The sequence below is a fragment of the Lysinibacillus sp. GW821-FHT14F06 genome, assembly GCF_058803665.1.
On record NZ_JBXAPF010000046.1, the window covers coordinates 1 to 21,154 of the forward strand.

The 21,154-nt window shown below is 38.2% G+C and carries 23 protein-coding genes; 4 read left to right on the top strand and 19 right to left on the bottom strand.

Annotation, left to right across the window (positions count from 1 at the left end; all coding sequences use genetic code 11):
• Positions 1–417: 417 nt before the first annotated feature.
• The 4 genes from AC1RNS_RS24560 (at position 418) to AC1RNS_RS24575 (ending at position 3,511) form a co-directional block, all read left to right on the top strand.
• The gene (locus AC1RNS_RS24560; protein ID WP_492996461.1) at positions 418–876 is read left to right on the top strand and encodes a chemotaxis protein CheX; all 459 of its coding nucleotides are present in this window, start codon (positions 418–420) and stop codon (positions 874–876) included.
• Positions 877–1,224: 348 nt separating this feature from the next.
• Positions 1,225–1,347, top strand: a complete 123-nt coding sequence (locus AC1RNS_RS24565) for a hypothetical protein (protein WP_009370491.1) — start codon at positions 1,225–1,227, stop codon at positions 1,345–1,347.
• A 24-nt stretch (positions 1,348–1,371) separates the two neighbouring features.
• Entirely contained in the window at positions 1,372–1,863 is a 492-nt protein-coding gene (locus AC1RNS_RS24570) for a cupredoxin domain-containing protein (RefSeq protein ID WP_492996462.1), read from the top strand.
• A complete protein-coding gene (locus AC1RNS_RS24575; RefSeq protein WP_492996463.1) occupies positions 1,850–3,511 on the top strand; it encodes a b(o/a)3-type cytochrome-c oxidase subunit 1 in 1,662 nt (553 codons plus the stop codon). The genes AC1RNS_RS24570 and AC1RNS_RS24575 overlap by 14 nt, the downstream gene beginning before the upstream one ends.
• A 41-nt stretch (positions 3,512–3,552) precedes the next feature.
• Here AC1RNS_RS24575 and AC1RNS_RS24580 read toward each other — a convergent pair whose 3' ends face one another.
• The 19 genes from AC1RNS_RS24580 to AC1RNS_RS24670 form a co-directional block, all read right to left on the bottom strand.
• Positions 3,553–5,049 (bottom strand): carboxypeptidase M32, encoded by a 1,497-nt coding sequence (locus tag AC1RNS_RS24580; protein WP_492996464.1) that lies wholly within the window; start codon positions 5,047–5,049, stop codon positions 3,553–3,555.
• 156 nt (positions 5,050–5,205) lie between these two features.
• Positions 5,206–6,210 carry a serine hydrolase domain-containing protein gene (locus AC1RNS_RS24585; protein ID WP_492996465.1) on the bottom strand — a complete coding sequence of 335 codons (1,005 nt, stop codon included), beginning with the start codon at positions 6,208–6,210 and terminating at the stop codon, positions 5,206–5,208.
• 9 nt (positions 6,211–6,219) lie between these two features.
• On the bottom strand, positions 6,220–7,047 hold the full coding sequence (locus AC1RNS_RS24590) for a MerR family transcriptional regulator (protein ID WP_492996466.1): 828 nt from the start codon (positions 7,045–7,047) through the stop codon (positions 6,220–6,222).
• 366 nt (positions 7,048–7,413) lie between these two features.
• A complete protein-coding gene (gene mdh, locus AC1RNS_RS24595; RefSeq protein ID WP_492996467.1) occupies positions 7,414–8,358 on the bottom strand; it encodes a malate dehydrogenase in 945 nt (314 codons plus the stop codon).
• Complete coding sequence (locus tag AC1RNS_RS24600) at positions 8,358–8,729, bottom strand: BMC domain-containing protein (protein ID WP_492996468.1); 372 nt, start codon at positions 8,727–8,729, stop codon at positions 8,358–8,360. Before AC1RNS_RS24600 ends, mdh begins: the two co-directional genes overlap by 1 nt.
• The gene (locus AC1RNS_RS24605; RefSeq protein WP_492996469.1) at positions 8,722–9,006 is read right to left on the bottom strand and encodes a EutN/CcmL family microcompartment protein; all 285 of its coding nucleotides are present in this window, start codon (positions 9,004–9,006) and stop codon (positions 8,722–8,724) included. The genes AC1RNS_RS24600 and AC1RNS_RS24605 overlap by 8 nt, the downstream gene beginning before the upstream one ends.
• A 36-nt stretch (positions 9,007–9,042) precedes the next feature.
• Entirely contained in the window at positions 9,043–9,912 is an 870-nt protein-coding gene (locus AC1RNS_RS24610) for a phosphate propanoyltransferase (RefSeq protein WP_492996470.1), read from the bottom strand.
• Positions 9,913–9,924: 12 nt separating this feature from the next.
• Positions 9,925–10,515, bottom strand: a complete 591-nt coding sequence (locus AC1RNS_RS24615; protein WP_492996471.1) for a phosphate propanoyltransferase — start codon at positions 10,513–10,515, stop codon at positions 9,925–9,927.
• An 89-nt stretch (positions 10,516–10,604) separates the two neighbouring features.
• A complete protein-coding gene (locus tag AC1RNS_RS24620; protein ID WP_004269321.1) occupies positions 10,605–10,883 on the bottom strand; it encodes a BMC domain-containing protein in 279 nt (92 codons plus the stop codon).
• Between the two features lie 16 nt (positions 10,884–10,899).
• On the bottom strand, positions 10,900–12,390 hold the full coding sequence (locus AC1RNS_RS24625) for an aldehyde dehydrogenase family protein (protein WP_492996472.1): 1,491 nt from the start codon (positions 12,388–12,390) through the stop codon (positions 10,900–10,902).
• A 15-nt stretch (positions 12,391–12,405) separates the two neighbouring features.
• Complete coding sequence (gene eutL, locus AC1RNS_RS24630; RefSeq protein ID WP_492996473.1) at positions 12,406–13,056, bottom strand: ethanolamine utilization microcompartment protein EutL; 651 nt, start codon at positions 13,054–13,056, stop codon at positions 12,406–12,408.
• A gap of 11 nt (positions 13,057–13,067) precedes the next feature.
• The gene (eutC, locus tag AC1RNS_RS24635; protein ID WP_492996476.1) at positions 13,068–14,084 is read right to left on the bottom strand and encodes an ethanolamine ammonia-lyase subunit EutC; all 1,017 of its coding nucleotides are present in this window, start codon (positions 14,082–14,084) and stop codon (positions 13,068–13,070) included.
• Positions 14,085–14,093: 9 nt separating this feature from the next.
• Entirely contained in the window at positions 14,094–15,464 is a 1,371-nt protein-coding gene (locus AC1RNS_RS24640) for an ethanolamine ammonia-lyase subunit EutB (RefSeq protein WP_427545178.1), read from the bottom strand.
• Between the two features lie 5 nt (positions 15,465–15,469).
• A complete protein-coding gene (locus tag AC1RNS_RS24645; RefSeq protein ID WP_492996477.1) occupies positions 15,470–16,894 on the bottom strand; it encodes an ethanolamine ammonia-lyase reactivating factor EutA in 1,425 nt (474 codons plus the stop codon).
• A gap of 20 nt (positions 16,895–16,914) precedes the next feature.
• A complete protein-coding gene (locus tag AC1RNS_RS24650; RefSeq protein ID WP_492996478.1) occupies positions 16,915–17,412 on the bottom strand; it encodes a EutP/PduV family microcompartment system protein in 498 nt (165 codons plus the stop codon).
• Positions 17,413–17,425: 13 nt separating this feature from the next.
• Entirely contained in the window at positions 17,426–17,767 is a 342-nt protein-coding gene (gene eutS, locus AC1RNS_RS24655; RefSeq protein ID WP_249071697.1) for an ethanolamine utilization microcompartment protein EutS, read from the bottom strand.
• Positions 17,768–17,793: 26 nt separating this feature from the next.
• Positions 17,794–19,038, bottom strand: coding sequence for an ethanolamine utilization protein EutH (gene eutH, locus AC1RNS_RS24660; protein ID WP_427545184.1), 1,245 nt, complete (start codon positions 19,036–19,038; stop codon positions 17,794–17,796).
• Between the two features lie 83 nt (positions 19,039–19,121).
• Positions 19,122–19,700: an ANTAR domain-containing response regulator gene (locus AC1RNS_RS24665; RefSeq protein WP_492996479.1), complete on the bottom strand. Its 579-nt coding sequence runs from the start codon at positions 19,698–19,700 to the stop codon at positions 19,122–19,124.
• Complete coding sequence (locus AC1RNS_RS24670) at positions 19,693–21,135, bottom strand: histidine kinase N-terminal domain-containing protein (RefSeq protein ID WP_492996480.1); 1,443 nt, start codon at positions 21,133–21,135, stop codon at positions 19,693–19,695. Before AC1RNS_RS24670 ends, AC1RNS_RS24665 begins: the two co-directional genes overlap by 8 nt.
• Between the last annotated feature and the right edge of the window lie 19 nt (positions 21,136–21,154).

Consider the following 21,154-nt stretch of genomic DNA (forward strand, 5'->3'; position numbering starts at 1 on the left):
CTCGTTTTGAAAAAGGGCTATACTTTTTAATTTGTCACCTTGATTTCATTGACATAATAGTATTTCAACAACATGAAGAGCATGCCTTCTCAATAATAGAAGCATGCTCTTCATGGCATAAAATCATTTTGTTATTTTAAATGTGCAGTCGCCTGTTTCATGACGTATTTTCCTACTCCAATATAGATTACCACTGCAGCTCCAATAAATACGAAAGTCATTGCTGACCGCTCCTTTTAAATAAAGATTTTGAATTAAAAACATCGTTTTGAAAAGAAAAAAGTACTAATTGATTGAATTTGAAAATCATTCTCATTAATATAATATAAATTTCCCTGTAATTCGTCAAGACATACTTTCATCTTACCCTTTTAACATGGTAAGATGTAGAAAAGTCGGAAAAAGGATGCGGTAATGATGAGTAATTCGAAGTACTTTCAAACTATTTTAAACGGGACAATTCATGCTTTAAAATCGATTCTACCCATGGATATTGAAGTGAAAACACCAAGTATTATTTCGGAACCTTTTCAACAGCAGCAAATGGGTGTATTAATTGGCTTAATTGGAGATATAAAGGGCCGTGTCATCATTGATTCCTCTCCTGAAATATTTAGTGGCATTGGTAATACGATGTTCGGAATGCCGCTTGAGGGAGAAATGTTAGAATCCTTCACAGGGGAATTTGGCAATATGATTGCAGGTAACTTATGTACAACTGTAGGACAAGAAAGCTTAGAAATTGATATTACGCCTCCAACTGTGATGGTTGGGAACACAAAATTGTACGGATTTGAAAAAGCGTTTGTACTCCCTGTTACAATTCCTAGTGTTGGTGGACTAACAGTTCTATTAACAATTGAGGAAGAAGCATAGATTTCGAGAATCTTCAACTGCTCCAAATGATATATCCTATGCTACTGTTTCGGACATTTATGAATTCGTTCTGCGATTTGCAACAGTGGCCACTAAAGGCCCATAAGAATATTTGATTAGTAAAATTTCTTGAAAAATAAGTAATTTTGATAAAAATAACGTCAAATTCTATATGCCTGAAGCTATCTCAATGACTTTTGAGGTAGCTTCTTTTTTATCCAGGCTTATATTTCACACTTTTTTCACACAATCCCCTCCATTGTGTGATTTTTTTCACATCTAAAATAGATTTATTTTTATATTATGGCAATAAGAAAGATCACTATAAAAAGCGGAGGAGGAGCAGAAATGGCAAATAAAAAGAAATCCGACGAGAATTTGAAAGGTTCACTCTATGCAGTATTTGGAGTAGGCATCATTATTATCTTGCTTTGGGTGTACTGCTTCGATTTGTTCATCGGACGTTTTTAATCTACTAAGAAAGGACAGAGACATATGCACATACATAAGTATGAGAAGTATTGGCTTGTGTTCGGGGTTGCTACTTTAGTAGCATTCCTTATTATTCTCGGCATCGGTGCATTCCATCAAGGCTCACATCCGAACAATGGTAAAAAAACACTAGATTATGAAAAGGTAAAGGAATTTGCGCCATTTGATAATCCAGGCGTTCATAAAGTGGAAGGTAAGGATTGGGATTATGAGGTTGTTGTTTTAGCTTCTGCATTTTATTACAATCCTCCTGTCATTGAAGTTCCACTCGGAGCAAAAGTTAAGTTTATCGCAACAAGTGAAGATGTGATGCACGGCTTTGAGGTTGCAGGTACAAATATTAACATGATGCTTGAGCCTGGTTACATTTCTGAATATGTAACAGAAGTAAATGAAGTAGGCGAGTTTTTAATTGTATGTAATGAGTATTGTGGTACTGGACATACGATGATGCACTCTATGCTAAAGGTGGTGGATCCAAATGAGTCTAAATAATAATTTGACAAAGGTGGATCGTCGTGATGCGAAGCTAGCAATGGCACATATTTATGTGGCATTTATCGCATTATTATTAGGTGGTCTTGCAGGATTATTACAGGTTTTCGTACGCTCTGGTCAATTTACATTGCCAGCAGGCATAGGTTATTATCAAATTTTAACTGTACATGGTGTATTACTTGGTCTTATTTTAACAACATTCTTTATCTACGGTTTCCAGATTGCTAGTGTTAGTCGTACTTCAGGAACTTTTTCAGCTAGTCAACGTCGTTTAGGCTGGATCGGATTCTGGTTAATGACGATTGGCACAGCCGCTGCTGCTGCAATGGTTTTACTGAACAAAGCAACTGTTTTATATACATTTTATGCTCCATTAAAAGCTCATTGGATTTTCTATCTTGGCCTAACATTAGTCGTGGTTGGTTCTTGGGTTGGCGGCGCAGGTCAAATTTTACGATACGCACAATGGCGGAAAGAAAACAAAGGAAGCGGACAACGTAGCCCATTATTATCATTTATGGTTGTTGTAAATAATTTAATGTGGTTCGTAGCAACATTAGGTGTCGCTGCTTCTGTACTATTCCAGCTACTTCCATGGTCTTTAGGTTTTATCGAACGTGTGGATGTAGCATTATCACGTACATTATTCTGGTATTTCGGTCATGCCCTCGTATACTTCTGGTTATTACCAGCTTATATGATTTGGTATGTTATCCTTCCAAAAGTAATTGGTGGGAAAATTTTCTCAGATTCATTAGCACGTCTTTCATTTATGTTATTTTTAATCTTCTCTGTTCCAGTTGGGATCCATCACCAATTAACAGAGCCAGGTATTGATGGAACGTGGAAGTTTATTCAAGTTGTTTTAACATTTGCGGTAATCGTACCATCCTTAATGACAGCCTTCTCTATGTTTGCCATGTTCGAATTACGTGGTCGTGAATTAGGTGGTAAAGGGCTTTTCGGTTGGTTTAAAAAATTACCATGGAAGGACGCTCGCTTCTTTGTACCATTTATCGGTATGGTGTCATTTATTCCTGGGGGAGCAGGTGGTATAGTAAATGCATCCTACCAAATGAACCAATTAATTCATAATACAATTTGGGTGACTGGACATTTCCATTTAACAATTGCAACAGCTGTTGTTTTAACTTATTTTAGTGCTGCCTTTTGGCTAATACCTCATTTAACAGGTCGCACACTCACAAAATCGTTAAATAACCTAAGTAATTTTGCAGGAATTTTATGGGCTGTTGGTATGACAATTATGTCTGGAGCAATGCATATTGCAGGTTTAATTGGTGCTCCTCGTCGCTCAGATTACTCAGAATATGGCGGCGCTCCGCAAGCCTATGATTGGATTCCTTATCAAATTGCGCAGGCTGTGGGCGGAACTATTCTCTTTATCGCGATCCTAGTGATTATTTATATTGTGGTTAAATTAGCTTGGTTTGCACCTAAGGGTGAGGAAGAATTCCCTGTCGGTGATGTACATGAACAAAGTGGTCCAACACCAGCTATTTTAGAAAACTTTAAAGTATGGCTTGTTATTTTAGTCGCATTAATTTTATTTGCTTACACAGTTCCAATTATCGATATTATTTCGAATTCACCACCAGGCTCAAAAGGCTACCAGCTGTGGTAAGAAAAAAGCGATTTCTCAAATTCAGAGAAATCGCTTTTTCTTTAAAGATTATATAGTTTTGTGTACTTGTCTTGTAGATAGTTTGCTAAATAGTTCGCATTTAAGACCTCGCCTGTCGCCTCTTGCAGTAATTCAAATGGCTTTTTCAAAGCACCATATTGATGGACCTTGTCTGTAAGCCATTCTCGAATCGGGATGAGCTCCCCCTTTTCCAATAGCTCATCAAAGTTTGGAATATCTTTATCCATGGCATGCTTCCATTGTGCAGCATAAATCATCCCTAAAGCATAGGATGGGAAATAACCAAACATGCCTCCAGACCAATGCATATCTTGTAATACCCCCTGTGCATCGGTTACAGGTCGGATACCTAAATACTCCTCGTACTTATCATTCCATATTTGCGGTAGATCTTTCGCCTGCAAATTGCCATTAAATAAATCACGTTCGATTTCATAACGAATCATAATATGTAATGGATATGTCAGTTCATCCGCTTCAATGCGAATAAAGGAAGGCTCCACCATATTAATGGCACGAAGGAAATCAGCTAATGCCACATCTTCAAACTGTGCTGGTGAAAAGTGCTGTAGTCGCTCGTAGTTATGCTCCCAAAACTTTTCATTTCTACCGACAAAGTTTTCATAAAATAACGATTGGGATTCATGGATTCCCATTGATGTACCCGTTGCTAACGGTAAACCATCTAGCTTTTCATCGATATTTTGCTCATACATCGCATGACCACACTCATGAATCGTTCCAAAAATCGCAGAGCGGAAATCGTTTTCATCATATTTTGTAGTAATACGATTATCACCGTGATTTAAGCCAATCATAAATGGATGTACACTTTCATCTAAACGTCCTGCATCAAAATCATAGCCAAGCTGTGCTAGCATTTCTAGTGATAGTGCACGCTGTGACTCACGAGGGAAATGCTTAAATAATACGCTTGTCTCTGGTTTATTGGGTGAAGCTCCGATTTTTTGTACAAGTGACACAATTGTTTCACGTAATTCACCAAAGACATTATCTAGCACATCTGTTGTCATATCAGGTTCAAATAAATCTAGAAGGGTATTATATGGAGAGCCGTTTTTTATGCCCCAATAGTCAATAAATTTCTTCTGACAGCTTATGATTTGTTCTAAATAAGGTAGAAATAAAGCGAAATTATCGGTTGCCTTCGCTTCCTCCCAAGCTGTTTCTGCTTTAGATTGTAGAATAACGTATTCTTTATATTCATTTGGTGGTATTTTCTTATTTTGATCGTAATTTTTACGTACCTCCTCCACTAAACGAAGGGTTACATAATCAAGATCGGCCTTTTTAGATTCTAGTGTATTTAATAACTCTCCTAATTCCTCACTAGTTTGCATATCAAATAAGGAGGCTGATAATGTTCCAACTACCTCTGAGCGTTGAGCCAATCCTTTTTTGGGCGCACCTGTACGCATATCCCAATAAATCACATTCAGTGCTTCCTCATAATGCTTCATTTTTTTCACATAGTCTGTAAATTGTTGTACAGTCATGCTATCATCCTCCTTTTTCACGCTATAAGTTTATCATATTTTCGAAAATTTTGTATATTGTGGACTTTGTGGAAGTATAAGAAACTATTAAATTAAAAACTTATTTGCCATTATAAAAAGCCCTAACAGAAAGGGCTTTATTGAAATGTTAATCAATTAATCATGCATCATAGGAAGTATATGCTCTTTAATAAAGTTCCATCTATCCTTTGGCTGCATCATAAATTCTGATGCAATGGCGACCACCACCTTCAGCTTAGGTATACAACAAATTATATTACCTCCATCCCCCATTGCAGAATAAGTAAAGATGTCATCTTCCTCTCTTAGCCACCATAAATAGCCGTAATTATTTTGGTTCCCCTTTGTTGATTCTGTTATCCAATTTTCAGAAAGAATGCCGTTATTCCCCCAAGTGCCATTGTTTAGATAAAGATAACCAAAACGTGCCATATCTCGTGTTGTAAGGGTTAGCCCCCACCCTCCTGTAGAAATACCGTTTGGATCATGCACCCAACCTTTCACGCTTTTTCCGAATAAATCCTCAAACTCATAGGCATTCATTGAGTAGTTGGGAATTTCTTTTATACCAAGAGGTTTAAATAAATGCTCATTTGCAAACGCTCGAGCGCTCTTACCAGTACTTTGAGTTAGAATGGCTGATAGTAAATGGGCTCCTGCTGAAGAGTATTTAAAAATTCCCAAATCTCCATTTTCCCCCATTATATCAAGCGTATACTTTACCCAATCCTGTTGTTGGCATAGAACATCAAGTGGCTCATGCCAGTCCTCAAACGGATATGGTACTGTCATAGTTAGAAGATGGCGAATCGTAATCTGTTGTTTGTACGGTTCTACAGCATTATATTCAGGGAAAAAATCCAGCACCTTCTGTTCAACGCTTTGAATATATCCTGCCTCGATTGCAATACCGATAAGTGCAGATATAACGCTTTTTGTAACAGATGCTACATGCTGGACATCATCTTGCCCTTTATCATTAAAATACTTTTCAAAGACTAAATAGCCATCTCTAACAATTACAAGACCATTTATATTGCTATAGTCACTTTTAATTGTTGATTCAAGCTTTAAAAGCTTTTCACTATTCATTCTGACGATTTCTGGCTTTATTTCTTGCCAATTAATAGTTGTTTGCATAGGAACCTCCTAGTATTTTTTCTTTATAGGAAAATACACCTCTGTCACATAATTCTCAGAATTCTTTGTTTGATTTGGGTCTGTGATATATATTTCATATGGTGGCAATATCAATTCATAGCCCTCATGATCCATCCACTTCATTAAATTAGCATATACAGAAGTTAATTCTGGATAAGCCCCCTTTAAGATTGATTTGGCACAAAGTCCACCTGGCAAATCTCTCGCCCCACTTACAACCTCTTTAATCGGAATAGCAAACTCTGTATCATTGCCCACAGGATTATACTCAGGACTATGATAAATCGTCATCGGCTTACCAAGTAATGTAAGCTTCTCTGTCGCAATCTTTTCATATAGCTCATTAAAATACCTCACATATCCAACTTCGTAATCATCACTTCTCATCATTAGCCGCTTAAATAAGATGTTCATTGGCTTTGTTTCTACTAGCTGTACTTCAATATCATCAAGATATGACATGATAGGTACACCCTTTTCTAAATCTGAAATATCATGCTTTAGTTGGTGTAAAAGATATTCAAACGACTTTAGCTTTTCCTGTATTTCATGTTTTTTGCGATGAAGAGCAGTACAAAGCTTTTCTTCGGACTGATCCTCTTCTAACTCCAAAATCGTTTTAATTTCTTCTAGTGAAAAATGATAGGATTTCAATCTGTTGATAAAAAGCATTCTTTTTAATTGCCTAATCGAATAATATCTATACCCATTTTCAGCGTTAATCCCATCTGGTTTAATCAATCCAATCTCATCGTAATATCGAAGAGTTTTTGTAGAAACACCACATATTTTTGAAAATTCCCCAATTGCCAGCACAACATCACCTCACTCCATTCATTTATACACCTTCCCCTTAGGGCAAAGTCAATCAAGATTTATGTGACTGGCAATGTCATCTGATTAAGAACGTTTTATCCATCATTTTAATGATTCTATCCGTCACTTTGCTTTTTCAATCCATTACTTTAGCAATTCCATCCAAAACAAAAGAAGCTCTCCTCATCGTTTTCAACGATCAAAGAGAGCTTCCTATTCTATATAAATTCGGGGAAATTTTACTAGCTTTCAAGTGTAATGTTCGGTTTCCAATCAAACAGTTTAGCATGAAAATTTATTATCGATATATATTGGGGATCTATATATCCATAAGGTAGCATTTAATAGGGTCTCTGACCTCCCTTATTAAATGTTTTGACAGATGGTTAATACTTGCTTTACAGCCTCTGCTGATTGATCGAGCGCTGTTTTTTCTTCATTTGTTAAGTGTAATTCAATGACAGATTCAATGCCATTGCCACCTAATATTGTCGGTACCCCTAAAAATAAATCGGAGTACCCATACTCTCCTTCTAAAAGAGCAATTGACGGAGTTATTTTACGTTGATCCTTCATAATGATTTCGACCATCTGTGCACATGCAGCAGCTGGTGCATAATAAGCACTACCATTCCCTAGCAACCCAACGATTTCTCCGCCACCTTTACGTGTGCGTTCCACGATTTGCTGTAGCCTTTCTTGTGGAATTAGCTTTTCTAATGGAATACCACCAGCATAGGAATAGCGAATTAATGGTACCATTTCATCACCATGTCCACCTAATACGAAGCCTGAAACATCCTCTGGGGCAATATGAAGCTCCTGAGCCACAAAAGTGTTGAAACGTGCTGTATCTAATACGCCTGACTGACCAATGATTCGATTTTTGGGGAAGCCTGTTTCTTTATAACAGACATATGTCATCGCATCAACAGGGTTACTCAATACAAGAACGATACTATTAGGTGCAAAGTGCTTAATTTGTCTTGAAACTTGTTGAATAATTTTTGCATTCGTTGTCACTAAATCATCACGACTCATGCCCGGTTTACGTGGGATACCTGCTGTGATTATGACAATATCAGCGCCAGCAATATCCTCGTAATTACTTGTCCCTTTTACAGATACATTAAATTTTTCAATTGGTCCTGTTTGTAATAAATCCAGCGCCTTACCCTTTGTTGGATTTTCTGCTTCTGGAATATCGAGCAGGACAACATCACCTAGTTCTTTCTGTGCTAAAAATAAACTTAATGTTGCGCCAGTATGACCAGCTCCGATAACAGCTATTTTACTTTTACGAAATGCCATTATGCTTCACCTCGATTATCTGTTGCTACAGTATCTGTTGTTTTTTTAGCTCGTGCTGATGTAGATGCAGTTGCTGGGGCTGGCTTTTTCTTTGGAGCTTCTGGTCCCTTAATCATTTGAAAAACATCTTCATCAGGTCTTGGAATAACATGAGCACCTAATAACTCTCCAACGCGTTTTGCTGCCTCTTTGCCAGCTTCAACTGCTGCTTGTACAGAGCCGACATCACCCTTCACGACAACCGTAACAATCCCACCATCAACAAATTCTTGCTTTACAATAGTGACATCAGAAGCCTTAATCATCGCATCGGCTGCCTCATAAGAACCAACTAATCCTTTCGTCTCAATCATTCCAATTGCGCTACTCATTTTCCTCACCTCGCATCACTTCAGTAGAATCAATAATACCTATGATAACTGCATCGATTGGTAACGGATTTTCTTTCATAATATAGCGTGATGATCCACCACTTGTAATAAGCACATCATCACCAATCCCCGCTCCTATACGATCAGCTGCAACAATTTCTGTGCGAATCGGCTGTTGATTGGAGTCAATCGGTTGAATGATTAGAAGTTTTAAACCATTCAGCCCTTCCTCCTTGCGTGTTGCCCATACACTGCCTATCACTCTTCCCATTTGCATGAACTTCACCCTCTTTATGCTACACGGATTGTCTTATTACTCTGAACGGATCGTTAATGTTTTATTTAACTCTCGCAGCTTATCATAAGCCAATGCTGTCACAATGGTTTTCTTTGGTACAACAATTTCGCACGCTTCTATTTCTAGCACTTCTATTTGTGAAAGTAGCTTTTTGTCATAATGATAGACAGATGGTTTTTCTACTTTTGCTACGACTAGAGACTGCTCTTTCACAGAAATCGGTTGCTCATTGACCTGATGATGAACGATTTCAGCAAGTGTTCCTTGTTGAATTAAACCTGCATTTGCCTCATCTGTATCAATATGCATCTCTAGTCGATAACGCTCTGACACACGGATTCCCACATTCGAGAATATCATCGGGCGGATACCTTCTACCTTGATTTGTACTGATTGTCCATCTACTACATTGAATCTCGCACTATCCGTAGGGGACATATGAATATGTGCCTGTGCTATAATAAGACCTTCATTTAACACAACACTCCCTTTTGGACCAATCAATGTAATTGGACTAGAGCCTTGTATATCACCTGAAATTCTTAATGGTGGCTTGACTCCTAATTTCATGGCATCTGTCCAGCTCACTTCCACTTGAGACAATGAACGAGCTGGGCCCAGAATACGTACACGCTCAATCGACCCTTTTGGACCTGCAATTACGACTGTTTCCTCCGCAGCAAATTGCCCTGGCTGTGATAGTTCAAACTTTGGTGTAAGCTGATAATTCTCACCAAATAGCTGTTCCACCTCTGCTTGCGCAAGATGAACATGACGTGCGGATACACCAATCGGAATTTTACCGTCATGTAGAGGGGAAGATTGATTTTTTAAGACTTGTTGCAGAACTTCTTCCACAATCTTTTGTACTAAATTTTCTTGCATCTTGCCTCCTCCTTATGATGATATTTTTACTAATTTTCCTTGTGCTTGCTGTTCAATAAAACCAGCATTTGCTTCATCCGTATCAATATGCATTTCAAGGCTAAAGTCATTTGAAACACGTACGACAACACCACGGAATGTAACAGGTCGATCACTTACTACTTCCACAGATACTAATTCATTATTGTGCACTTCCAATGCATTAGCATCTTCTTCTGTCATATGAATATGTGCTTGTGCGATGATTACACCTTGTTGAATAACTAACTCTTTATCTTGATGAATAATTTTAATGCCTGCCGAGTTGTCAATATCACCTGATTGTCTTAAAGGAGGTGTCACACCTAGCTTCATTGCATCTGTTCGGCTTACTTCCAATTGTGTTGCTGCTCTTACTGGACCCAGTACACGGACATTATGAATAATGCCTTTAGATCCCTCAATCGAGACACGCTCTTTCGCAGCAAATTGCCCTGGCTGTGATAGGTCAAACTCCTTTGTTAGTGTCGCATTTGGACCAAAAAGTGCCTGTAAATCCGCTTCACTTAGATGGATATGACGAGCCGATATGGCCACTGGAAATGTTTTTGTCGCTGTAGTCACATTAGCCACCTCTATATTTCATGAATTGTTGTTACTTGATGACAAGATGAGAGCTATCCTTTTGGGATCAGCTCCCATTGCTGATAAAATTAAGCCTCAGCTTTTGGTAAAATCATTTCTAATTCGTGGTGTGGACGTGGGATTACATGTACTGATAGAAGCTCACCTACACGTTGAGCTGCTGCTGCACCTGCATCTGTTGCCGCTTTTACTGCACCTACATCTCCGCGTACAAGAACTGTCACGATACCGCCACCAACATGTACTTTTCCTACTAAGTTAACGCTTGCTGCCTTTACCATTGCGTCTGCTGCTTCAATTGCTCCTACTAAACCTTTTGTTTCTACCATTCCTAATGCTGTACTCATTTGTCATTCCTCCAAATTATTTATTTTGTAATGTGATTTGTTTTAATACCTGATCGACAATTTGTTGAACCATTGTTGTATCGAGAGCAGGCTCTTGTGCTACAACCGACTCTACGACTGACTGTACTTCAAATTCTGGTTTTGGTACTTCTACATCCTTAATACCGTAAGCCATACGTTTAATATTAATTAGATGTCTTGCTGTAATGTTATCCGACGTGATATTACCGCCAAATGTACCACAGCCTAATGTAAATGATGGTGCTAATCCTGTTGTGCCACCTACCGCACCGATAGATGATAATGTATTGACTACAATACGTGAGACAGGTAATTCAACAGAGAATTGTTCAGCTAATGCTGCATTTTCAGTGTGAATCGAGCATGAATGTCCACGTCCACCAATATTTAATAGGTCAATCATGACTTGCTTCGCTTCTGTACTGTTTTCTACTATATAGAGAGCAAAGATTGGTGATAGTTTTTCAAGCGAAAACGGAATATTTTTACCAATCATCGTTTCCAACCCAACAAGTACTTTTGTATCCTCTGGTACAGTGATGCCAACTGAATCCGCTAAGCAAGTAGCTGATTTACCGACGATTTGTGGATTTACCTTTCCAGGAACAGGTGAAATCAACTTTTCCATTTTAACTTTTTCTTCAGCATTTAATAAATAGGCACCGTTTTTCTTTAATTCCGTCTGTACTTGTTCAGCAATCACCCTATCCACAATAATGGCCTGCTCTGTTGCACAAATTGTGCCATTATCAAATGACTTACTTTGCACAAGTTGTCGCACGGATTTTTGAATGTTCGCAGACTTTTCAATATACGCTGGAACATTTCCTGGTCCTACCCCATAAGCGGGTTTTCCTGAACTATAGGCTGCTTTTACTAATGCTCCGCCACCAGTTGCTAGAATTAAGTGAATATCTGGATGCTTCATTAGCTGCTGCGTAGCCTCCATTGAAGACATTGTTAAGCATTGCAACAATCCTTCTGGTGCACCTGCCTTCTCAGCAGCTACTCGACAAATATCTAAAGCCTCTTTCGTACATTTCACAGCATATGGATGTGGGCTAAGCACTAAACCATTTCTTGTTTTTAATGAAATTAGCGTTTTAAAGATGGCTGTAGATGTTGGATTTGTCGTTGGCACAATACCTGCAATCACTCCAAAGGGACTAGCAATCTCTGCAACTTTCTTCATACGGTCATAGCCTACGATACCAACTGTTTTTAATTCTTTAATATCCTCATAGACATCTCTTGAAGCCACTTCATTTTTCATCTTTTTATGATTTGGGATACCCATCCCTGTTTCTTGCACAGCCATTTTAGCTAAGCAATCCGCTTCTTTAAATGCTGCATCGGCAACAGCTTTGACAATACTGTCTACCTGCTGCTGAGAAAATTGCATATAGGCAGCTTGGGCTGTATTGGCATGTTTAACGGCATCTCTCATTTCCTGAATTGCTAATAAATCTTTATCTAATGTAGACATAAAGCCGACTCCTTTCTAAATCACTGGGTTTCTTGCTAAATTTTCAATGGCTTCTCTAAAAGCATTAGCTGCTGCTTCACAAGAAGATTGACTTCCACTTAATAAACCGCCACCAAAATTAGTTTCAGAGGGAGGGCCAAAGAAAACCTTTAGCTCAACATCTGCTGCCTTTAGGGCTGCATCTAAACCAACTACAGCCTCAAGTGGTGGGGCAATTAAGTATGCAAGCGCTGTACCCACCTCTACATTTGCTAGTTCTGCAAGATAGGACCCACAGCTAGCTACGGTATGAGCAAAAAGAGCATGATTTTCATTGTGATTAATGGCTTCAAAATACGTATCAAATTGAATTTTCTGTTGAATAGCATCCAAGCCACTACGAATTTCATCAGGTGAGCTTCCAGCAATAATACCTATGACTTCGCCTGACAATGGTCCAGATGAATGGGCTGCTCCTGCATAAAAGCTTTTCGCATAGACAACCTCTACAGCTGCTTTTTTTGTTGCCTCATCTAAGGCAACGTAGCCAACATCATCAATTGTTAATGTTACAAGCCCAATACTATGATGATTTGGCTTTAAATCTAGCTGCTCTGCTAATTCACTATTCACTCTTGGAATTGTTTGCATCGCCAAAATTTGTGCCATTATTTTTTGAGGTATCATCTTTTGGCCTCCTAACCTTCTTTAGCGACAAGATCTACGCCACTCGCCTGATATTGCAGGATTTTTTGTACGACTGTACCTAGATACGCTCCAGCCTCTAATGGCGGGATACCACCTTTGTGAATGTTTGAAATCACCATTCGCTCAGCCTCTACTGTGCCAATTCTTGGCTTATAGCATAAATAAGCACTCATTGATTCAGCTGATACAAGTCCTGGACGCTCACCAATTAAATAAACGATGACCTCGGGCTGTAAAATCTCACCAATTTCATCCATTAATGCCACTCGCCCTTTATCAATATAGAATGTCGTACCAATTTCAATATTTAAATTGCTAAGACTTTGCTGTAGCGCTAAATAAACATCCTGCACATTTTCTTCAATCGCACTAGCACTTAACCCGTTTGAAATAATAATTTGAACCTTTGGATTTTGTTTGCATTTGGATTGAATCAATGCTTTTCCGTCATCTGATAAACGACGACCTAAATCTGGTCTTGTAATGTATTCTTCCTTATCTGTTACCTTTGTTGTCACTTGAAAGACATTCAGCTTTTGTAACAGTCCCTCTGTCACTTCACCATAAACCGCATCTACTGCTGCTGCGTGATCGAGTCGAAATTTTAACCATGTTTTTGTTTTAGGTCTTGTTCCAGCTCTGCCAACACCAATTCTTGCAGGAGTATGTTGTTTTGCTGCTTGTACACTTTCTGACACTTCATCTGCTTCAAAGCTAAAGGGTTGAATAGCTGCTTCGTTATAAGCAGGTTCATAGTAACTTTCTTTGTCATGCGAACTCTCTTGCTGGAACGATTCTTGTTGATAAAGCTTAATTAATGGTTCATTTGATTCGATTGAACTTGGCACTCCCTCTGGCCATTTTGTTGCCATATCATAAATTTTTATAAGTGTTTCCTTCGGTTCCTCAGCTTCTACAATTGTCTGATTTATAGATTTATCTGACACATTATTCCCCAGCTTTTCTACCACAAGCTGTGTAATCATTGATACTAATTGTTCATTCAATGGACTCACCTACCTTTCAAATAAAGATAAATCGCCCGCTCTTGCTGAAAGACGACCATTTTCATAAATGCCCATTTTCTCAAGCCATGCCAAATATTCAGGCGCTGGTTTTTTACCAAATGTTTGAAGTAATGTAGCAACATCATGGAAGCTCATTGACTGATAGTTCAGCATGACATCATCGCCCATAGGTGCAGCAATAATAAAGTTGACACCAGCCGCTGTTAGTAAAACACTTAAATCCTCAACATCATTTTGATCTGCCTTAATATGGTTTGTATAACAAATATCAACACCCATTGGGATGCCGTGCATTTTGCCCATAAAGTGATCTTCTAAACCAGCACGTATAACCTGTTTGTTATTGTATAAATACTCAGGTCCAATAAAGCCAACAACCGTATTAACGATATAAGGATTAAAATGTCTTGCAAATCCATAATTACGTGATTCAAGGGTTACTTGGTCAATTCCCATATGTGCCTCTGCTGAAAGTTCTGAGCCCTGTCCTGTTTCAAAGTAAAATAAATTCGGACCAGTACCAGTGCCTTGCTTCTTAACAAGCTCCTCTGCTTCCCTAATTAAGTCAGCAGAAATACCAAAGGAACGGTTAGCTATTTCTGTTCCAGCAATACTTTGGAAAATCATGTCCGCTGGTGCTCCTTGCTTAATGGCCTTCATTTGTGTTGTGATATGTGCCAACACACAGTTTTGAGTAGGAATCGACCAATCATTGATAAATTCTTTTGTGGCAGTTAAAACTTTTTTGACACTTTCAACAGAATCATCCACTGGATTTATGCCGATAACAGCATCCCCAATACCATAGGACAGACCTTCTTTTAGGGAGGCAATAATGCCGTCTATATTGTCTGTTGGATGGTTGGGCTGCAATCGAGATGAAAGAGTGCCCTTTTGTCCAATCGTAATATTACAAGTTGACAATATTTCTACTTTATTGGCTGCATGGACTAGGTCTAAATTGGACATAAGCTTCGTGACAGCAGCAATAATTTCAGAATTCATGCCTTTGCTTAAACGCTTTAACTCACGATCACCAGTATCATTCGATAAAATGTATTCGCGTAGCTGCTCAATGCTCCAGTTTTTGATTTCTCCGTATATTTGCTCATTTATGTCGCCCTCAATAATGCGTGAAACTTCATCATTTTCTTGCGGCACTAATGGATTCTCTCGGATATCCTTTACTAAAAGCTCACTTAGCACAGCCTTTGCTGCGATACGTTGTTGAACGGTTTCAGCTGCAATACCAGCCAGCTGATCGCCTGATTTTTCTTCATTGGCCTTAGCCATGACATCTTTTAATGATTTAAAATTGTATTTTTCTCCACCAAATATCACCGATAGATTCACATTCATCCTCCTTACTTTGAGTGGAAGGCAAGAGTTTTTACAACAACAGGAACAACGCCAGATGGCAGAACCTCTCCGATGTCGATGTAATCACCAGTCTCCACTTTAATTTGATCAATACAAATAATTGGAACCGTTGAATTAATTGCGTGAATGGTTTGCCCAATAATCTTTGCATAATCTGATTGAATGACTATGATAATTGGTATTTCCTTGGAGCATCTTGTTGCCAAGTGCTGTAAAATGGCCTCACATAATGCATGTACATCATGAAAGTTTAAATACGGTAACTCGCTAAAATAGAGGGCAAATGGTGAACGATTGTCCTGTGTGGAAAATAAGGCATCTGCTCTTTCCACTGCCATCTTTACCGTCTCATCAAATGCTTTTGTAGCTGTACTCATATGGCAATTGAATACTGGCACATTTTTTAGTGGTAGTACATCTTCATCCACCTGAATGGTTGCTCCGCTTATTTCTGTTGTTTGCATACCTGCACCCGTTACCGTTGCACGAGCAGTTTCTTCAGGCTGTAGCCATAAAAATGATTGTAGCTGCTCATGTTGTACTAATATTTCCGCTAAACTTTCGCCGATATCATCATACTGACGCTGTGTACAATTATTTTCATAGATACAGGAAGCTACACCACCAGAAAAGACAATAGCATCAACTGGCTTAATCCAATTTGGTAAATGACCTAACAGTAATGGATGTTGCTCATCTGTTAATTGACCATTTAGCGTTTTTACTAATGTGCTTACCAATTCTTGAATTAGCTGTGCCACACGAGCATCACTAGCTGAATCACCAAGCTGTAAAGGGTGTGACCACCTTTCCATCAGCTTCTTAATTGGTGGTGAAATCGATTGAACTTTACCATCATGAAATTCTATGAGCCTCCCACCAACATGAAGTGTGCATGTACCAATAACTTCACCAAACTGTATAACCGCAATATTCGCGGTACCGCCACCGATATCAATATTCGCAATGACTTTAGCAGTATTTTTGGACTGTTGTACTGTACCTGCACCTTTAGCAGCAATAATTCCTTCTAAATCAGGCCCAGCAGTTGCCACTAAAAAATGACCGGCTGAGTCTGAAATTGCATGAATAACCTCACTGGCATTTTCCTTCGTAGCAGATTCACCTGTAATAATAATGGCACCTGTTGAAATTTCTGCTGGTGAGATGTGAGCAAGCTGATATTGCTGAAATATAAATTGTTCGATCTTTTCCATATCAATAATTTCATGATTGATAAATGGTGTTTTAATAATAGGACTTTGATGTAACACCTTTTTTTCAATAATTTCTATCCGTGGTACATGTGTTATCCCCGCAACATTCTTCAACAGAAAACTACTAACAACCATTTTTGTTGTACTAGTTCCAATATCAATGCCTGCACTATAAATTTTTTCTGTCTTCAACTTACTCCTCCCTCTCGCCGTTAAGGGCTATACATGAGATAAGGGCTATCACGATCCTTGACAAATTGGCGAATTTCTTCATCAGTATTGAGCTCAATAAGTGGTGCAATCAACTCAATACCAAGATTTTGCCATGAAGAGGTTTTGACAATAGGACCATGTGTCATGACCTTTTGTAATAGTGCGGTTGCTCTATCCACATCAGCAAGAGGTGCATCAATTTTTGTTATCACGCCAATTTGAATCTTTGGAATGCCTAAGCTAAATTGTGGAGGGAAAACACTCCTTGATGAAGTTGCATCCTGCAAATAAATCACATGCGTCACTTCAAGTGATGTGGCCATAATATTTCGGTAATACATCGGATTTTCAATATATTCTCCGGGTGTATCTACAATCCAGTCATCAAAAACGAGTGCCTGTGTTTTTTGGGCTTGTCTATCTTTTCCTAATAATGCGTTCATTAGCGTCGACTTACCTGCTTGCACACCGCCTATTATCATTACTCGATTTTTCATATGGCAGCACATCCTATGACTTTGTTATTTTTGATGGTGTATAGCCGAGCATCTCTGATAAAAAACGATTAATTTCTAACATCGCCATTTCCACCTCAGAGACACTACCAACAATCACTAGGCTACCTGTAAAGCGATCTAGAAAGCCTAGTTTTACATTGGCCGACTTTGTGGCTAAATCACCAGCAATAATCACTGTTTCACTAGGTGTACATGTCATAATGCCGAGCGCACCTGCTTCTTGAATTCCAAGTTTTTGAAACATATCAGGATCTGGATTAGCGATTAGATGACTTAATGTTAGTTGCTTCCCGGGCACAAACTCCTGTATAAATCGCTTTTTTTCTTCACTCACACGTCATCACCTCTTTCTTACAATTATTAAGACTTAGTATCTGTTAGGTATTCTCCTTCTTTGATAATGCCTGCCTCGCGATCTTCCTGCTCCAATCTTAAAGCTGTTGGTACAGATAATTTATAGGCTAGAATAATCGCAATAACACCAGCTAAAAACTTCCCTGCAATAACAGGTAAAATAATGGTTGGCTGAAAGTTAGCCGTAAACGATAAATGATCTCCAAGTAAAAATGCTGAACAAACCCCAAAGGCAATATTAATGACCTTATCTTTAGGAGGCATATGACGAATCAGTGTAAACATTGCCAAGATATTAGCAATGGTTGCTAAAATACCTGCACTTCCAACTGATGATAAGCCTAGTTTTTTCCCTGCTGCTTCTAGAGGTTTAGAAGCATATTTTCTGATTAAGTACACCATTGGGAATGCACCCGCTAGCATAATACCGATATACCCAGCTGTTTCTAACGCTCGGAATTGATCAATCTCATCTGCCATAATCGGATCAAAGCCCCATGCTCCAAAAACCTTCGTAAAGATTCCTGTGAAAATTTCTACAATAGAGAACACAAGTACAAGCTTGATACCAGCATCCATAACGCGACCAAAAATCATAAAGCCCTTGATCATGCCATTTGGAATTAACTTTAGTCCTAATGCAATTAAGATAACGAAAATAAATAAAGGCAATAAATTGATTAAAATTTGTAACACAGAAATAGCAAATACATATGTTGGTGCCTCTGTTGTACTAATTACTTCACGAACCTCTGTATTAAACAGCACAATCATAATGGATGAAATAAACGCACCAATCGGAATTGTTAAAACGCCAGCCATAATACCTAACGCCATATATTTATGATCACGTTTATCTAACATCGCAAGTCCCATCGGAATTGAGAATACAATGGTTGCTCCTGACATAAATCCAACAACTAGAGCCATTACCCATCCCTCGTATGACTCTTTTAAAGCATTGGCTAATTGGTAGCCTCCCATGTCCGAAGCTAAAATGGTTGTTGCTGCAATTGCAGGATCAGCACCAATCAATTCAAAAATCGGACTAATAAAATGACTAATAAACCATGTTAAGTAAGGTATAGCTGCCATGATCCCTGCCGCTGGTACGAAAATATGACCAACTGTATGGATACCATTCATAAATTCCTTACCAATCCCATACTCTGCATCCCGAATTGCTCCGATCGCCCCTAAAACAGCACAAATCATAATAATATAAACGATAATCGTTCCTATCATTGCCATCTTACTCATCACCCCTTTGATTTTGATAAATTTATATAAAAAAAGACGCCTTAAAGAAGAATTCTCTTTAAAGCGTCTTTGCTTCAACTATTTACTTGTAAGGTATTAATAATTCGTTTCGCGATTGTCACCATTTCCTGTTGAGTCTGCATGCTCTCATTTCGAATTTTTTTATACGCCTCGTCCTCGCTAAGATTTTCTGACTGCATCAGTAAACCTTTTGCACGTTCGATAATTTTGCGTTTTTCTAATTCTGTTTGTTTATGCAGTAATTCTCCGTTTAAACGGTTGAATTTATCAATTTGATGAAATGCCACCTCCAACGCTGGAAGGACATTTTTCTCAGAAAACGGTTTCATGACATATCCTAAAATATTGTCTTGCTTCATGTATAGAAGCAATTCTTTTTCACTATAGGCTGATATAAATAGCACTGGTATTCCCAATTGCTGTTCAATAATTTTGCTAGCCTTTAATCCGTCTAGTTTGGGCATTTTAATATCCATTAAGATTAACTGTGGCTCATGTGCAAAAGCCAGCTCAATTGCCGATTCTCCATTGTTTGCTTGTGCCACTACCTCGTAGCCATTATCTTCAAGCATAAATTTTAAATCAATGGCAATAAGTGACTCATCTTCGACAATCATTACTTTCCTAGTCATTTAGGATAAATACCTCCTCACTTACAGGAAACTGAATTTGAGTATGCGTACCTTCTTCACTAGGGATAATTGAAAATGTGCCAGCTAAATCATATTCAACAAGTCTTGTTATAATCTCCATTCCAAATGATGCCTTCACCTCTTGCATCCCAACGCCGTTGTCAGAAATATGAAGTGAAATGACAGATGCATCCTGTAAAAATTGAATGTCGATTATACCTTCCTCACGACCAACAAAAGCATATTTCAATGCATTTTGTAGTAGCTCACAAATGATTAGCGCAAGGGATACAGCCTTCTTCGAATGACAGAATAACTGAATGTCTTCGTGATGGAAGACTAATTGAATAGATGGTGTATTAGAGGTACCCACCATCTTATGTCCAATTTTCTTAGATAACGCGATAACGTCTACTTTCTCTTCCGCATTATCCTCATTCTCTAAAATCAGTTCATAGACAGATGATATACTATATATTCGATTTAATGCCTCTTGAAAAGCACTTGCACTTGAAGCTGACAAGTCATTTCGCATTTGCAAACGCAATAGGCTTGTAACTGTTTGTAAATTATTTTTAACACGATGATGAATTTCTCGTATAGCAAATGTTTTCATCATCAATTCATTCTCTTTCAGCTTTAGCTCTGTCAGATCATGAATAATGAGAAGTGTTACTTTATCATTTTGACTACGAATAGGAATTTTTTTCACAATGAAGGATTTACGCTCAATCGTAATTTCTAAGAAAAAGACATCATCGCCTTTATCATATACCTCTTGTAAAAATGGCAAAATCTTATTCAATGCAACATTGTCAAAACGTTCTAACCCCGAAAGCTCTGAGATAAATCGATAGCCTGCAGGATTACTATAAATTACTTTGTTTTCATGATTGGTAAGAATTATAGATTCTACTAGCAAATCCGAAACAACTGGTATTGGTTGAGAATTCGGTTCTACAATATGCTCAATTAAAGCAAAGGGCATATTTTGAAAATCATCTTTTGGTGTTGTTTTCATTTCCACCTTTTTTTCCTGAATCAACACGGCAATAACCTGTTGCTCGTTATTAAAGAGTGGGACAACATTTTGTTCAACTGTTATACCTTCTTGTGTGATGGCTCTAGAAATGGATGATTTTTCTTTATTTTTAAAAGCAGCAAATACTGCTGGCTCAAAACTCTCAAAAACAAATTTCCCAATAACAGACTTTTCGTATAAATGTCTTTCTTTTTTGGGGAATGCTTCTGCCACGACAATTGCATGTGGTAGATTTTCCATCATACAATCTATGAACATATAGCAATCTGTCAACTCTGCATAATAGGATAGTGTAGTTTCTATTTCTAATAACTTTTCTATATCTGTTGAAGATAAGTTTGTATATTGACTACACAATGATTGAATGTTCGACAGGTTCAACACCCCTATCATAGAATAATCAAACTTGAAA

Bases quoted from the DNA above. Each gene is read 5' to 3' on its own strand.
- AC1RNS_RS24560 (WP_492996461.1), top strand. From the start codon at position 418: ATGAGTAATTCGAAGTACTTTCAAACTATTTTAAACGGGACAATTCAT.
- AC1RNS_RS24565 (WP_009370491.1), top strand. From the start codon at position 1,225: ATGGCAAATAAAAAGAAATCCGACGAGAATTTGAAAGGTTCACTCTAT.
- AC1RNS_RS24570 (WP_492996462.1), top strand. From the start codon at position 1,372: ATGCACATACATAAGTATGAGAAGTATTGGCTTGTGTTCGGGGTTGCT.
- AC1RNS_RS24575 (WP_492996463.1), top strand. From the start codon at position 1,850: ATGAGTCTAAATAATAATTTGACAAAGGTGGATCGTCGTGATGCGAAG.
- AC1RNS_RS24580 (WP_492996464.1), bottom strand. From the start codon at position 5,049: ATGACTGTACAACAATTTACAGACTATGTGAAAAAAATGAAGCATTAT.
- AC1RNS_RS24585 (WP_492996465.1), bottom strand. From the start codon at position 6,210: ATGCAAACAACTATTAATTGGCAAGAAATAAAGCCAGAAATCGTCAGA.
- mdh (WP_492996467.1), bottom strand. From the start codon at position 8,358: ATGGCATTTCGTAAAAGTAAAATAGCTGTTATCGGAGCTGGTCATACT.
- AC1RNS_RS24600 (WP_492996468.1), bottom strand. From the start codon at position 8,729: ATGAGTAGCGCAATTGGAATGATTGAGACGAAAGGATTAGTTGGTTCT.
- AC1RNS_RS24605 (WP_492996469.1), bottom strand. From the start codon at position 9,006: ATGCAAATGGGAAGAGTGATAGGCAGTGTATGGGCAACACGCAAGGAG.
- AC1RNS_RS24610 (WP_492996470.1), bottom strand. From the start codon at position 9,912: ATGCAAGAAAATTTAGTACAAAAGATTGTGGAAGAAGTTCTGCAACAA.
- AC1RNS_RS24620 (WP_004269321.1), bottom strand. From the start codon at position 10,883: ATGAGTACAGCATTAGGAATGGTAGAAACAAAAGGTTTAGTAGGAGCA.
- AC1RNS_RS24625 (WP_492996472.1), bottom strand. From the start codon at position 12,390: ATGTCTACATTAGATAAAGATTTATTAGCAATTCAGGAAATGAGAGAT.
- eutL (WP_492996473.1), bottom strand. From the start codon at position 13,056: ATGATACCTCAAAAAATAATGGCACAAATTTTGGCGATGCAAACAATT.
- AC1RNS_RS24640 (WP_427545178.1), bottom strand. From the start codon at position 15,464: ATGAATGTGAATCTATCGGTGATATTTGGTGGAGAAAAATACAATTTT.
- AC1RNS_RS24650 (WP_492996478.1), bottom strand. From the start codon at position 17,412: ATGAAAAATCGAGTAATGATAATAGGCGGTGTGCAAGCAGGTAAGTCG.
- eutH (WP_427545184.1), bottom strand. From the start codon at position 19,038: ATGGCAATGATAGGAACGATTATCGTTTATATTATTATGATTTGTGCT.
- AC1RNS_RS24665 (WP_492996479.1), bottom strand. From the start codon at position 19,700: ATGACTAGGAAAGTAATGATTGTCGAAGATGAGTCACTTATTGCCATT.
- AC1RNS_RS24670 (WP_492996480.1), bottom strand. From the start codon at position 21,135: ATGATAGGGGTGTTGAACCTGTCGAACATTCAATCATTGTGTAGTCAA.